Annotated in this window: 10 protein-coding genes; 2 read left to right on the forward strand and 8 right to left on the reverse strand. The window is 42.4% G+C overall.

The window, feature by feature from the left end; translation table 11 throughout:
• Positions 1–29: 29 nt before the first annotated feature.
• The 4 genes from NLP_RS29960 to pgmB form a co-directional block, all read right to left on the reverse strand.
• Positions 30–422 (reverse strand): pentapeptide repeat-containing protein, encoded by a 393-nt coding sequence (locus NLP_RS29960; RefSeq protein ID WP_104909497.1) that lies wholly within the window; start codon positions 420–422, stop codon positions 30–32.
• A 70-nt stretch (positions 423–492) separates the two neighbouring features.
• Entirely contained in the window at positions 493–930 is a 438-nt protein-coding gene (locus NLP_RS29965) for an RrF2 family transcriptional regulator (RefSeq protein WP_104909498.1), read from the reverse strand.
• A gap of 472 nt (positions 931–1,402) precedes the next feature.
• A complete protein-coding gene (locus tag NLP_RS29970) occupies positions 1,403–2,752 on the reverse strand; it encodes a PAS domain-containing sensor histidine kinase (protein WP_104909499.1) in 1,350 nt (449 codons plus the stop codon).
• 241 nt (positions 2,753–2,993) lie between these two features.
• The gene (pgmB, locus tag NLP_RS29975; RefSeq protein WP_104909500.1) at positions 2,994–6,038 is read right to left on the reverse strand and encodes a beta-phosphoglucomutase; all 3,045 of its coding nucleotides are present in this window, start codon (positions 6,036–6,038) and stop codon (positions 2,994–2,996) included.
• A gap of 52 nt (positions 6,039–6,090) precedes the next feature.
• On the opposite strand from pgmB, the gene NLP_RS33800 reads away from it, so the two are divergent.
• Positions 6,091–6,417: a hypothetical protein gene (locus tag NLP_RS33800; protein WP_158680590.1), complete on the forward strand. Its 327-nt coding sequence runs from the start codon at positions 6,091–6,093 to the stop codon at positions 6,415–6,417.
• A 117-nt stretch (positions 6,418–6,534) separates the two neighbouring features.
• Here the strand turns inward: NLP_RS33800 and NLP_RS29985 are convergent, their stop codons facing one another.
• On the reverse strand, positions 6,535–8,946 hold the full coding sequence (locus NLP_RS29985) for a sucrose synthase (RefSeq protein WP_104909502.1): 2,412 nt from the start codon (positions 8,944–8,946) through the stop codon (positions 6,535–6,537).
• Between the two features lie 772 nt (positions 8,947–9,718).
• The gene (locus NLP_RS29990; RefSeq protein WP_104909503.1) at positions 9,719–9,940 is read right to left on the reverse strand and encodes a DUF4327 family protein; all 222 of its coding nucleotides are present in this window, start codon (positions 9,938–9,940) and stop codon (positions 9,719–9,721) included.
• Between the two features lie 607 nt (positions 9,941–10,547).
• Here NLP_RS29990 and NLP_RS29995 point away from each other — a divergent pair.
• Complete coding sequence (locus NLP_RS29995; RefSeq protein ID WP_104909504.1) at positions 10,548–11,780, forward strand: cysteine desulfurase-like protein; 1,233 nt, start codon at positions 10,548–10,550, stop codon at positions 11,778–11,780.
• A 234-nt stretch (positions 11,781–12,014) separates the two neighbouring features.
• Here NLP_RS29995 and NLP_RS30000 read toward each other — a convergent pair whose 3' ends face one another.
• Positions 12,015–13,280: a molybdopterin molybdotransferase MoeA gene (locus NLP_RS30000; protein WP_104909505.1), complete on the reverse strand. Its 1,266-nt coding sequence runs from the start codon at positions 13,278–13,280 to the stop codon at positions 12,015–12,017.
• Positions 13,281–13,303: 23 nt separating this feature from the next.
• Positions 13,304–13,930 carry a PEP-CTERM sorting domain-containing protein gene (locus NLP_RS30005; protein ID WP_104909506.1) on the reverse strand — a complete coding sequence of 209 codons (627 nt, stop codon included), beginning with the start codon at positions 13,928–13,930 and terminating at the stop codon, positions 13,304–13,306.
• Positions 13,931–13,948: the final 18 nt, after the last annotated feature.

The following is a 13,948-nucleotide window of genomic DNA, read 5'->3' on the forward strand; positions in this document are numbered from 1 at the left end:
AGGTATATATGATCATTAACTTAAATTAATCAATTTTCAAATTTAATCTGCATACCCGCTTTCACTGGGTCGAAATCTTGAGGAAAATGGGTGCTGCGATCGTAGTCTGCTTTTTCTAGGTTCGCTCCTTTGAGATCGGCTTGGCGGAGATTAGCTGACATCAACAATGCTCCCCTAAGATCGGCATTTTTCAGATTAGCTTGATTAAGAAAGGCATTGCTCAGGTCAGTTCCCCTCAAATTTGCGCCACTCAGGTTAGCTTCACTCAAGTCAGCATAACTCAGGTCAGAACCTTTCAAGTTAATGCTTTGCAAATCAGCATTACCCAGTTCTGCTTTACTAAAGTCCCGTTTTCCTACTGCATAACTCTCCACAAGAGTAGCGGCACTATTTATGGGCTGTTGAGAATTGACTTCAAGCATATAACAGCCTCAGAGGTTATCTCGTTATTACTTTTATACTAAGGATGAAAATTATCCCACTTCATCCTTTCTAAATGTAATACATGAGTTCCTTCTGCTTTCGGATTGATCTTCGTTCACAAAGGTCTTGGAGTGTATATTTTTCCAAAACGGAGTTAGCAGCCTGACGTGCTTCTTGCCAAACTTCCTGAATTAGCTCACCTTCTACCGTGTTGGGAGTCGGCTCACAAGGAGAGACAACAATATCTGACCCTTCCATGCAGCTAAAAGCATCCAACACTGTAATCTTTCCGGGATCTCGTGCCAGAACATAGCCACCTTTGGCTCCGCGTATACTCTTAATCAAACCTCCACGTCTTAATGTTGCCAGGAGTTGTTCCAAATAGCGGTTCGGGATATCTTGCAATGCCGCTATCTCTCGAATTTGTAGGGCTTCACCGTTAGGGTAGCAGGTTGTCAACTCTAACAGGGCTAGTAGTGCATATTCTGATTTGTTAGAGATTACCACAGGCGCAATATTTTAAGCTCATATTTAAAGATACAAAGTTTTTGAGTTTGTTTTCCTAAGCTACTGCGAAGAAAAACTTTACAATCAACCTATTGTTGACCGGCTAACTCTACTTTAAAGACCTTTTAGCATACAAGCAATTACTTTTTTTTTTAAATTCGATAAATAAAAGTGATTGATTATAGCGGTTCCCATTCAGACGCGGTACAACATTATATCGCGGGGCGTAGGGGCACGGCAGTGCCGTGCCCCTACGGGTGTACCTAACGCAAACGAGAAGCGCTATAATGCACAGTATTTCTCAGGGAAAACTGACTTAAAAGTTTAGACTGTCTAGTTTTCAACCCAATTGTGTCAGTAATTATTACATGAATCAAAGATCCTCACCCTAAATCCCTCTTCCAAGCTTGGGAGAGGGACTTTGAAATTTGAATATCAAATGGGAGCGCGGCAAAATTCTGAGTGCAAGCCGCTATACATGGAAATTTCTCGAAAATGGGAGAATGACTGTAAAGGTAGTTCCCGCAGCGATCGCACTTTCGACAGTAATCTCGCCGCCGTGTAAATCTACAGCTTGCTTGACGATGGACATCCCCAATCCCATGCCTGGGATATTGGCTGTATTACTGGCACGATGGAAGGGTTCAAAGATGTGTTCAATGTCAGAAGGGGGAATGCCAATACCAGAGTCTTGAGTCTGGAATATAGCTTGATCGTTAGCACTGGTGACAGAAAACTTAACCGTACTACCAAGGGGAGAGTATTTTAGACAATTCGAGAATAAATTACTCAAGATTTGGCGCAGTAGTTTGGCGTCTAAGTTAGCTTTTGTGCTTTGGCACTCACTGCTAAAAACGATCGCATGTTGTGAGCGATCGCTCTGTTGTAATTCTTCTAATAAATCGCGGCAAAATTCCACTAAATTTATGGGTGTTGGATTAAACTCTAACTTGCCTGTTTCATCCTGACTCAGTACCAATACATCATTCAATAACTGGGTTAGATGCATCACTGATGTTTGAATGCGGCGCAGGTGGGTATGTTGTCGCTCTTCGCTCCAGAGGTGGCGATAATGTTCTAGTAGTTCCGCAGAAGAGTGGATGGTAGCCAAAGGGGTGCGAAACTCATGGGAAGTGATGGTAAGCAAGCGGGATTTAAGTTCGCTAAACTGCCTTTCTTTGGCAAGCGCTTGTCGCATTGCCTCTTCTGCCCATTGCAGCTTGGCTTGGGTTCGCTTGCTTTCGCTAATATCGCGCAATAGCCAGCACAGACCAACTAACTCACTAGATTGATTACGGATAGCAACCACCTTAACCGCAGCCATAATAGGTGTTTTATCACGCGGTCGCAGGTTTACTTCCCACTCTTGCATTTTCCAGTCTGGGCATTGGGTGCGATCGCGCAGATGATTTAGTTTTAAATGAAAAGCAATTATTTCTTTTTCAATTACAAAAATCCCGATGAATTTGCCCAATAACGAACTTTTAGAAATGTTGAGCAGAGTGGTGGCGGCTGAGTTAGCTTCTTGAATTGTCCCTTTTATATCAGTTACAAAATAAGCGTCTGGTACTTCCTCAAATAATTCTTGGTAGCGCTGACCTTGTGCTACCAAGGCCTGTTGAGTGTTGGATAATTCTTCATTCTGCTGCTTTAAATCTTCATTTACTAGTTGTAGTTCTTCCAAAGCTAGGTAAACTTCTTTGGATACTGCGGTGACGAGTTCAATATCTGCCTGTGCTTTTTGCTGTTCACTCTGGCGTTGCAAGAGGGCGACGCGCTTACGCATATTCTCTATCTGCAAAGCTAAATCGTCCAAATTCACGCTCTTACTCCTAATTGCTAAAGTTGGGTTTTATTTTAGATTACCTACTTAGATGATCTTAACTTTTGAAGTTTAGTAGTTATTGGTAATTTCAGTGTAGTTTTAGTTCTTTGGGGTGATTAGGACTGAATACAGCAGAATTCAGAAGTAAAACACTCTTTCTACCTGGCTTGAAGACAAATCGTTGTGTATTTCACCTGACTTGAAATCTGCTGTAAGTAATCAAGCGGTTCTCATTTGTTCACTGTTTTTGTCTGGAAATGTTACTCAATTGCTCTCGTAGGTCTGCCCATTTTATACCTGCTAGGCTGGGTAAAACAATATGAGCGGCTCCAACTCGTTCAACGGGGCCGAGTCCTATTGCCCACATACCAGCAGCTAGAGCGGCTTCAACACCTGCTGCGGCATCTTCTACAACTACAGATTGCTCTGGTTCGATTCCTAGCTGCTTGGCTGCGTACAGAAATAGGTCGGGTGCTGGCTTGGGTTCTTGTACGCTGTAACCATCTGCGATCGCATCTACTTTGTCCATAATGCCCAATTGCTCTAGCACTGGGCGGGCATTTTTACTCCCTGAACCAATACCGATCTTAATACCAGCTTGCCGCAGTTCATCCAACAAGGCGATCGCACCTGGCAACAAATCCTCTGGTGTCATCTTTTGGAGCAATTCGACATAATAGCGATTCTTGCGCTCCATCATCTCCTCGATTTGTGCTTCCGAATACGGTCTATCTCTCAGAATCAGCATCAAGGATGCACGACGAGATACACCCCGCAAGGCTTCGTTAGCTTCCCGATTAAACGGTATACCCTCTTCATCTGCTAGCTTTTGCCAACCTAAATAGTGAAGTTCTGCTGTATCTGTTAGTACACCATCTAAATCGAAGATGAATCCTTGGATGTTGGGGTTGTGGGTAGAGACGCGATTAATCGCGTCTGTACTGGCGAGTGGGGAGGATGAGGGAGCAGGGGAAGCAGGGGGAGAAGTCTGGTCTTCAGAAGCTTGTGAGTTGGAATTTGGGGGATCGGGGGAGAGAGAAAGTTGGAGAAATTCTAGTTGACGAGTTATGTCTTGGGCGACTTGTCCCTGATGTAGATCGAAGTCGTGCCATTTCCCGCGCCAGTGCAGTTTAAACTTTAAGCGCGTCCAGCCAGGCGGTAAGTGAGGGTTGGCTACAGGGCCATTTTCAGTTAATTGGATGCCGCCGAATCCAAAAATTACAGCTTGCCAAATGCCACCTGCACTAGCGCCGTGAATTCCATCACTGGTGTTACCTCGGTTATCTTCAAGATCCACCATTAACGCCTGCATAAACTGTTTGTAAGCTTCAGTTGATTTGCCCAAATCGGAAGCTAAAATCGCTTGAACTGCTGGGCCAAGAGACGAACCATAAGTAATATCAGTGCGGGGTGCGTAGTAGTCCCAGTTTGTCTGCAATGCTTTTTCGTTGTAAGGAAAATCTGCTGATTCCCGCATTAAATATAGGAGCATTAATACGTCTGGTTGCTTGAGTACTTGAGATTTGTTGGTTTTCTCCATACCCAAGATCGGTTGCATGGAGCGATCGCGTGGTTCATAATCTGCTAAGTTGATATCTTCAAATTGGAAAAATCCCTCGCACTGCTCGATTAGTTCTGTTGATGGGTCATAGAAAAACAACATTTTGGCGATGATATCTTGCCAGTGCGATCGCTCCTCTGGGGTCAGCTTTAGCTTCTGTTCTAGTTCGGTGGCTCGTTCGGGGAATTTGTGAGCCAACCAATCATAAACTGCGATCGCTTTTTCTAGATGCCATTGCGCCATCCGGTTGGTAAAGGCGTTGTTGTGGACTAATTCATGGTATTCATCCGCTCCGATTACTCCCCGAATTTCATACCGTTCCTGCTCAGAATTGAATTCCACCCGGCTACCCCAAAAAATCGCGGCATCCAAAATCGTCTCTGCGCCGTAGCTTTGCATCCAGTCATCATCACCAGTCGCTCGCCAGTAGTTCCAGACTGCGTAGGGGATATCTGCATTGATATGAATTTCGCGATCGCGACACCAAATCCGCACGTCTTCACCATAAAAATCACTACCGATAGCCCAACGTGGTGTCACTTCATCTCCAGAATCAGCACTTTCCCAAGCAAACATTGCCCCTTTATAACCGTAATGAGCTGCTTTGCGTCTAGCTCCTGGTAAAGTGTGCCAACGGTAACTGAGTAAATTGCGGGCGATCGCTGGTTGAGTAAACAGAAATAGGGGCTGTATAAAAATTTCTGTATCCCAAAAGATATGACCGCGATAGCCAAACCCGGAAAGGGTTTTAGCAGGAATACTCACCTTGTCATCATGGCGTGGGGCAGCAATCAGCAACTGAAACAGATTGTAGCGAACAGCAAAAGTAGCTGTGCTATCCCCCTCAATCAGGATGTCACTTTGCTGCCAAACCTCATCCCATGCCTGGCTCTGAGCTTTTAGTAATGTTGCGTAGTCTGGCAAGTGTGTGAGTTTTTCTTGAGCTGCTGAAACTGGTGTTTCAATGTCCCGCGAAGTAAAAACTGTCACGAGTTTTTCCACCGTAATGGTCTGCTGCCTTTTAGCGAAAAAGGTCGTACTCAAGGTAGGATAACCAGGTGCGGTATTGACTTGCAAAGATGCTTCAGTGCCTAATATTGTCATCTTAGCTGCCATACCGAGTTCAATTCGGGAACTGCGGGTGCGGCGTTGCAACCAGATTCCTTGGTTAATCTTGCCCTGGTCTAATTCTTCCCAGTGATTAAAACCCTGATTTTCGGGATAGCCGTTGATACTAGCTTGAATTTCGATTAACCCTTCAAAATCTACTGGCGTTACATCGCAGCGTAACGCCAACACGTGCGGATCTGCAAGACTCGCAAAGCGTTGAAAGCTGATGTCTATGGTATTTCCACTGGGAGAGCGCCAACGCACAGCACGAATCAGTAATCCTTGGCGTAAATCAAGCTGGCGATCGTAGCTCAATATCTCACCTTGATCGAGACGGAAGCGATCGCCATTCACAATCACTATCAAGGGTAGCCAGTCCGGGCAATTTACCAGTTCAGTGTACACTACTGGCACATCGTCATAGACACCGTTGATGAAAGTAGCTGGCAATGCATGAGGATGCCCTTCCTCAAAACTGCCTCTTGTTCCCAGGTATCCATTGCCGATTGTAAAGACGGTTTCTTTGGAGTGCAATTGCTCAGGGTCAAACTGGGTTTCGATTAATATCCAGTCTGTGTAGATAAAATGGCGAGAACGACCTTTTGTTTGCATAAGTTGGGAGTGGGGATTTTGAGTCTTTGAGCTAGATGAACGAGTATCTGAGGTGGATGAACGGAGTTCTGAAGTGGATGAACGGAGTTCCGAGGTGGATGAACGGAGTTCCGAGGTCGATGAACGGAGTTCCAAGGTCGATGAACGGAGTTCCGAGGTGGATGAACGGAGTTCTGAGGTGGATGAATCCAGTTCCAAGCTGGATGAACGGAGTTCCAAGGTCGATGAACGGAGTTCCAAGGTCGATGAACGGAGTTCCGAGGTGGATGAATGGAGTTCTGAGGTGGATGAATCCAGTTCCGAGGTGGATGAACGAGTCTCTAATTCTCCTTGTCCCCTCTTGACAATTCACATTATCTGGAATCCACGAAAAACCTAACCCCCTAACTCCCTTCCCGACGCGGGAAGGGGGAAAATTCAAAGTCTCTCTCCTTTTAGGAGAGAGATTTAGAGAGAGGTTTTCGCAATACTGTGAAAAGTCAGATATCCTCATCCTTTACGCTCCCTTATCCTTTTCCAAAATCTTTTCGGCTCTGGGTTTATAAATGAGATGAAATAAAGCTTCCATATAGCGATCTCTGGCTTCGTTATTTTCAGGAGCAACAAAGTTCCAGAAACTAAACATTTTAGCTAGCAATAGTAATTGATTGCTATGTAAATGCCAATTATATCTATTATGAATTCGCTGACTCATCCGTTCTGAGACTTCGTGCCAATGTTCAGGATGAGTATCGCATTGCTCAACGAAGTCTAAAATTTTCTTTGCTGTTCCTTCTAAATCTGTAGGATTAACATTAAATCCATTCTCTTGGTTCTCGATTATTTCTAAAGAGCCACCAAATTGAGTGGCGAAAGTTGGCAAGCCGGAAATCATCGCTTCCAAAATGCTCCGCCCGAAGGATTCAAAGAGGGCAAAATGGACATAAATTCCCTGAGAGTCTGCAACTACCCGGTAAGCTTCGCCGAGGTCGCAAGTCGGGATACGCATCCCTATCCAGCGAATATTACCATAGAGATGATATTGATCAATGATGTCGTGAAGTTTTTGGATTTCTTCTGCTTCTTCTGGGTTTGTAGCTTCATGTGGATGCAGTTTCCCACTTAAGAGGATCAGGTTACAATGCTCTTGCAACAGCTGACTTTGACCAAAGCATTCAGCTAACCCAGTGAGATTTTTGATTGAAGTGACGGAAGCAGCAGCAAAGATTGGTCGCTTATTAAAGTTCTCTAAGTGACCTAATATTTGGGGATCTTCGCGGATAAAGAGTAAGTCGTGAATTTTGCTGCCAAGGTTAATATCTCGGTCTTCTTTGTGGCTATAGGGAAAGAAAATATTTTCATTTATTCCCGGTGGCACTAAGTTGAATTTAGGACTAAACAAATCAATGCCATCAACCACATGATACAACTGCGGCATTGTAAACCACTTGTACGACTCGTATTGACCTATGGTGTCGGGTGTGCCAACAATTTCTTGATAGGACGATGTAATGATGAAGTCGGCTGCATTCATGCTAATCAAATCGGCAGTGAATTGTACTGAGAAGTGATATTGGTCTTCTAAATCTTGCCAATATAAATTGCTAAATAGATGTTTAGGTTTTTCCAAAGAATGGGCAATGTTGCACTGGGTAACTTTCATTCGGCGAGATAAAAGAAAGGCTACTAAGTTACCGTCACTGTAATTGCCAACAATCAGACTAGGTTTACCTTGGAATTGAGCTAGTAATTCTCTTTCTGCATCAAGCGCAAATTGTTCTAAATAAGGCCAAATTTCAAATTTAGAAATCCAATTATTGGTGATTTCTGGATTGAATTCACCAAAAGGAACACGCAATATCCAAGCATTCTCAGTATCTTGAACTTTTTCTAAGCGGAGGTTACAAAATGTGCCTTCACAGTTAGGAATTAGTCGAGTGAGAATAATTACATGGGGCTTAATGCCTAGCTGGTCGAGTCCAGCGAGTTTGATTTGTTCGCGCAGCTCGTTTTCTAAGCTGCGAGCTTGTTCGAGGACGTAGATAACTTGACCGAGTGTTTCATCTCTTCCCAAAACATCCTCCTGTCCCACCCAGCCGTGGATAGAGATGAGGACGACGCGAAAGACAGCGGGGACACGGGCTACAAATGTTTCTAAGATGCCAGGTTCTGGGGAGTAAATGAGTCGGTCGAGGAGTTGTAAAGTTTCGGAGACTCGCGCCGCAGTGTTACCCCAACCCGGCTCAAAGCCGAGTTCTTGGAGGTGAAAGCGGAATTTTTCATAAGGTTCATCAGGCGATCGCTCACTCAGAATTTTGAGCGCTTGCTTAATTTGTTTGGCTAACTGAATACCGGAGGGAATGCGATCGCTCAACAACAGGGGAGTACCATCGTATTGCAGCCTATGTAATGCTTGAAACAACATTTCTACCCAATATCCGGGGTCAGTCAACAATTGATTGCATAGGTAACGGTTGAGAAAGGCTAAACCTTGACCAATATTTCTAGCGTCGTCAATTCTTGGAGAACTCTCATAGAAGGGGTGGAGGTCGATTTCCAGGATATGGGGTTGGTAGCGATTGACTAGACGATCTCTCACATCTAACAGTGCTTGAGGCGTCATCTGCTCGAAGCTGCTAAAATCGGCTGTCAGTTGCCAAACTTCTTGATTCGCAATCTTCGGTCGAGTCACGAACCAAATACTTTCCTCTTCGAGAATTATTTCGTGGGTGTATTGTATTAGTTTGCCAACAGAAGAAGAGTGGTAAAAATAGGCTGGCTTTTGGGATTGATGACAGTAGTCGGCAAAGAAAAGCAAAATCTCATTTCTTAGGAAGTAATGCTTACCTGAAGCACTCAATGCACAAATCAACTGATGTAGAGCAGTTTTTTCATCACCGTTGGAGAGAGCTTGAAATAGTTCATACATGATGACGAATTCCAGAAATTTAGCTAGGTAACAACCTCATTTTTCTTTCCAGTTTTCGGTTTGATGAGGTATATTCCCCAAACGATGATAAGTTACTATAAAAATCTTCGCGTCTAACTCTGGGATGAAAGACTGTGAAAACTTCAAATCTATGGGATGATAAGTAGAGGAAAGAGGAAGGCAGACAAGGGAAAATTATTGAACAAGTTTCTTTCTATAATCAGGTATAAAACACTATTCCCGATTAAGTACTAAAGCAAAATTGGAGCGATCGCTAGTAGAACATCACACCATAATTAACAATTAAAAATTCAAAATTAATTTACAATTACTGGCAGTCAATATTTTCTAGTTATGGTTTTCTAGTATGATTGTGGCAAAATGTCTAACCATTCCCATGCAGAGTAAGCGAACAAGAGGACAATGGTAAGTTTGTAGGACAACTCTAAAAAACTTGTGTGTACACCGTAGCTCGGTGTCAATAATTATTGTTGGGATAAAGAAGGGAGAAAAAGGGTTTGAGCCTTGTTTACTTTTCTTCACACAGCTTGTTTTTATTGTGCCAACTTGCTTAACAGAGAACTATTGCTACGCTAGCGATGGTTCTCTTATCTTTTCAAGCACCTCAGCCATCCATCAATATTTATTGCTTACTTTAATAATCTCTTGCTTATAGCCCCCGATTAATTCGAGAGTTTTTAATGTTGAAAAATGAATTTGTAATTTTGATTTTATTGGGATGCAGCTAATAGTGATTTAGCTTTATGCAGCGTCAATCATCTTCCCAAGATTCGTGATTCAGTAAATCGATAATTCTATCTCTGAATAGAAATTCATTTTTTTCTAACTCCAGTTCAAAATTAACCCAGTCACGATGAGGAATATATTTACAAAGGGTATAAATTGGCTGCTGGCGGTTAACAAGTCTCTTTTTAACAAGTTGAAGTGCTTCTTGCTTGATAACGTTGATGTCATATTTAACCGTAGTGTTCATAAGTCGTTCCTTTATTTTCAATCAAGGAATTAAGACTCAAAACAATAGTTGCTTTGACTCTACCTTAAACTTATCAAATAAAATTGGCGAGAATTGTGAAGAATCAAGACATTAATAGTTCCTGGAAGTTAAATACAGGAGATTTCAACTTCTCTACGAAAGCGAACAGCGTGTCGGAGACAGAAGCTACACCAACATGAGATACAGAAATACCCAACTACTTTCCCCTTTATAAGGGTTGCCACTACGTTGGTCGTCCCGACTGACTTGTTCGCTCTTAGCGTTCCCGCTATGAAAACAAGTAGGCAGAGGGATGTAACTTGTATAGTTACAAATAGTAAAATACTCTTTATGGGTTTAAGTATACCCTCTTTAGATAGGTTCTTGCAGAAGACATCTTCAGAAATTAAATAATATGCATTATCTAGAACCCTTGTAGAGACATAGTACTGCTACATCTTTCTACATTCTTTTTCACCAGATGTCTAGAGTAAGAAGGCTGGCACAACAAGCTGCAAACATCAAAAGAGAATGTAAATGTTCTCTGGGCGACTTGTCAGAAGGTAGGCTAGGGTAAAGAACATTCTCTAGAAAACTTACTTATACTATGATCTTGAATCTTGATAAAGTTCGTCAATATTTTCCGGCTCTAGCTGGTGAATGGACTTTTTTTGATAACGCTGGTGGATCACAAACCTTGAAAAAAGTAGTAGATAGAATTAGCGAATTTCTCCTAAGTTCTGATGTTCAGTTAGGAGCGTCTTATGCAATTTCTCAACTTGCTGGAGAACGATTGGCTCTAGCAACTAAGGGAATGGCTACTTTCATTAATGCCAATTCTTCTAAAGAAGTGGTTATGGGGCCATCTACTACAATGATGTTGAAAGTTCTCTCAATGTGTCTGGGTCAAACCTTTACACCTGGTGATGAGGTTATTGTTACTAATTGTGACCATGAGGCCAATATTGGTGCTTGGTTAGCTCTTGAAAAACAAGGAATGAAGGTAAAAGTGTGGCAAGTTCGTCCAGAGACTTTGGAACTTCATTTAGCAGATTTAGAACCATTGATGAGTCAGCGCACAAAACTGGTAGCCTTGACTCATGCTTCTAATGTTCTGGGAAGCATTAATCCAATCAAAGAAATTGCTGCATTTGTACACAATCGCAACGCCATGATTTGTGTAGATGGTGTAGCTTATGCACCTCACAGATTAGTTGATGTCCAAGATTTAGATGTTGATTTCTATACTTTGAGTTTTTATAAAGTCTATGGGCCGCATCATGCCTTACTTTATGGTAAAGAAGAACATTTATTAAGATTGCCTGGTCTTAACCATTATTTTATTGACCAGACAGACATACCTTATAAATTTCAGTTAGGGAATGTGAATTTTGAATTAAGTTATGGAATGTTAGGTTTATGTGATTATTTAAGTGAATTAGCACAATTCCACTACGGGGATGAAACTGCACCTGATTTGAGAAATCAAATGGTACAAGCATTTGATTTAATTAGCATACATGAAGAACATATTAGCGATCGCCTCCTAAATTACCTCAACAGTAAGCCGAATGTGCGAGTTATTGGTCAATCAAAGGCTGACCGTCAAACCCGTGTACCAACTATATCTTTTGTCGTTGATGGAATAAATAGCTCAACTATTCCGGTAAAAGTTGACCAACATTATATTGGAATTCGCTATGGGGACTTTTATGCTAAACGGCTCATTGAATACTTAGGGTTAGCGTCCCAAGGTGGAATAGTCCGGGTAAGTATGGTGCATTACAACACCCTTGAGGAAGTTAACAACTTGATTGAGGCTTTTGAGCAGATATTTTAACTAATTCGTAATTCGTAATTCGTAATTATCGGGTTTAATTCAAGATGCTTGGGTTAAGCCTTTTTTTCATCTCATGCTCCCCCTACATATCTTAAAGCCAAGCAATGGCGGTTGAATTCCTCCTCTCTTGCAAAGACGCTACGCGCTCATCTATAGGTGGTTTTGTTTGACATAGGGTCTAAATCCCTTTATACAACTGTTTTTAATTACGAATTACGAATTATTTTATCCCCATTACCCATTATTAAGCTGCAAAACTTGCACTTCTTCTTGTGGAGAAATTAATGTTTTACCCACTGGGAGAACAGCTAAGGCATTGGTTTGAGCTAAATTAATTAAATTGCCGGAACTATGACTACCACCAGCTTTGTGAAACTCATAAACACCATCAATTAAATGCAATTTACCCCAAAGGTAAGTTTCACGCTTGCCGTTTGCTCGCAATTCATCATGCGATCGCACTTTCAAAAATACTGGTTCCCAACCTTCAGTAATTCCCGAAAGTTTCTTGATTGCTGGTAGCACAAACCGCCAAAATGTCACCAATACAGCAGCAGGGTTCCCTGGTAAACCAAAGTATAGTGCTGAGTGGGGAGAGACGCGATTAATCGCGTCTGTACTGGGGAAAGTGGCGACAGTGAGGGGTTTTCCTGGACTGATTTCCACAGCCCGAATGTGGATTTTTGCTTTTAGTGATTCTAGAATTTTGTCAACATAGTCATAATCTCCCACTGAGACACCACCAGAAGAGAGAACTATATCAGCGATCGCAATGGCGTGGGCAATAACTTTCTCCAGAGCAACTTGATCGTCCTTAACAATTCCTAAAATTAACGGTTCTGCGCCACTTTGCTTTACCAAAGCTGCCAGCGCATACTGATTAGAATCCACAATTTGCCCTGGTTGCAACGGTCGATCGATTGTCATCAACTCATCACCAGTAGAAAAAATTGCCACACGTGGACGGCGATAAACACTTAATTGCGGACACTGTGCTGCTGCCAATACGCCAATTTCTGAGGCATTTAACTTAATTCCTGCTGGTAGTAGTTGTGTTCCAGCTTGATAAAAAGATGCTTGGTGTCTGACAAATTCTTGCGGTTTTGGTGCAGCTAGAATAAATACGCGGTTTTCCTCGCGGCGTGTCTTCTCTTGCATGACTATAGTATCCGCACCTGCTGGAATCACCGCACCCGTGAAAATTCGTGCGGCTTGCCCTGGTTGAATCGTAGACTTGGGCTGATACCCAGCTGGAATCTCTTCAACAATTTCTAAAATGGCTGGTTGTTCGGTGCTAGAGTGCTGTACATCTTCATAGCGAACTGCGTAGCCATCCATTGCCGAATTATCCCAATGAGGAAAATCTAGCTGACTGGTGATAGGCGTTGCCAAAATGCGACTATCTGCTGTCAATAAATCTACAACTTCTGTATCCCGTTGACGATCCAACGGCTGCACCAAATTTAAAATAATTGCTTCTGCATCGCTGACTGATAACATAGCGATCGCCTCCAACTTTTCTTTTATTCTTGAGTAGCTTTGTCTAGATTTCTATAAGCAGTAAATCCCAAACTACACACTGCTAGTAAACCGATAATTATGCTTCCTTCGGGGACTTTGGATACCTGAACCGAATTGTTGCTTAAATCTAATATCTGCTCTGTGCCTGCTGCATCTCTCTTGTTCAAATGAAATTTTTTAGCTAGAACCTGATTGCTAAAACCTTCATCCATGAGTGCAAGATTATTATTAAGCCATGTGTCGCCAAGAGACTTATTATCCTTGCCAACATCAAAGGGGCCAAAAATTTTCTGGGTAGTGCTATCAAAGTTGAATCTAAAATAGTCGTAGTTAGATATCCCACTAACTACTGGAGTGAAACTATTGATGAGATTACTCAAGGGATCAAAAAAGGAAATTGAGAGAGATTGCAAGTTCTTCGTAGGTTTCGAGCCTGTTTCAGAAATGACGCTGGGAGCAGTTGTTGTATCGTAGTTAAATGAACCTTTAGCTGAATAACCAGTGTCTCCTTTCCAGTTAAATTTGAACTCAGCAGCATGAGCTAGGTTGTTGGTGGTTATGGCGATCGCTAACGCTAAAGCAGTAGTCGTCACCAGACTAATAGCTGTTCTAGTAAATAGATGTGTCATCAATGCAACCTTGAAATT

This window comes from Nostoc sp. 'Lobaria pulmonaria (5183) cyanobiont' (assembly GCF_002949795.1).
Classification (GTDB): Bacteria; Cyanobacteriota; Cyanobacteriia; order Cyanobacteriales; family Nostocaceae; genus Nostoc.

Bases quoted from the DNA above. Each gene is read 5' to 3' on its own strand.
- NLP_RS29960 (WP_104909497.1), bottom strand. From the start codon at position 422: ATGCTTGAAGTCAATTCTCAACAGCCCATAAATAGTGCCGCTACTCTT.
- pgmB (WP_104909500.1), bottom strand. From the start codon at position 6,038: ATGCAAACAAAAGGTCGTTCTCGCCATTTTATCTACACAGACTGGATA.
- NLP_RS29985 (WP_104909502.1), bottom strand. From the start codon at position 8,946: ATGTATGAACTATTTCAAGCTCTCTCCAACGGTGATGAAAAAACTGCT.
- NLP_RS29990 (WP_104909503.1), bottom strand. From the start codon at position 9,940: ATGAACACTACGGTTAAATATGACATCAACGTTATCAAGCAAGAAGCA.
- NLP_RS29995 (WP_104909504.1), top strand. From the start codon at position 10,548: ATGATCTTGAATCTTGATAAAGTTCGTCAATATTTTCCGGCTCTAGCT.
- NLP_RS30000 (WP_104909505.1), bottom strand. From the start codon at position 13,280: ATGTTATCAGTCAGCGATGCAGAAGCAATTATTTTAAATTTGGTGCAG.
- NLP_RS30005 (WP_104909506.1), bottom strand. From the start codon at position 13,930: ATGACACATCTATTTACTAGAACAGCTATTAGTCTGGTGACGACTACT.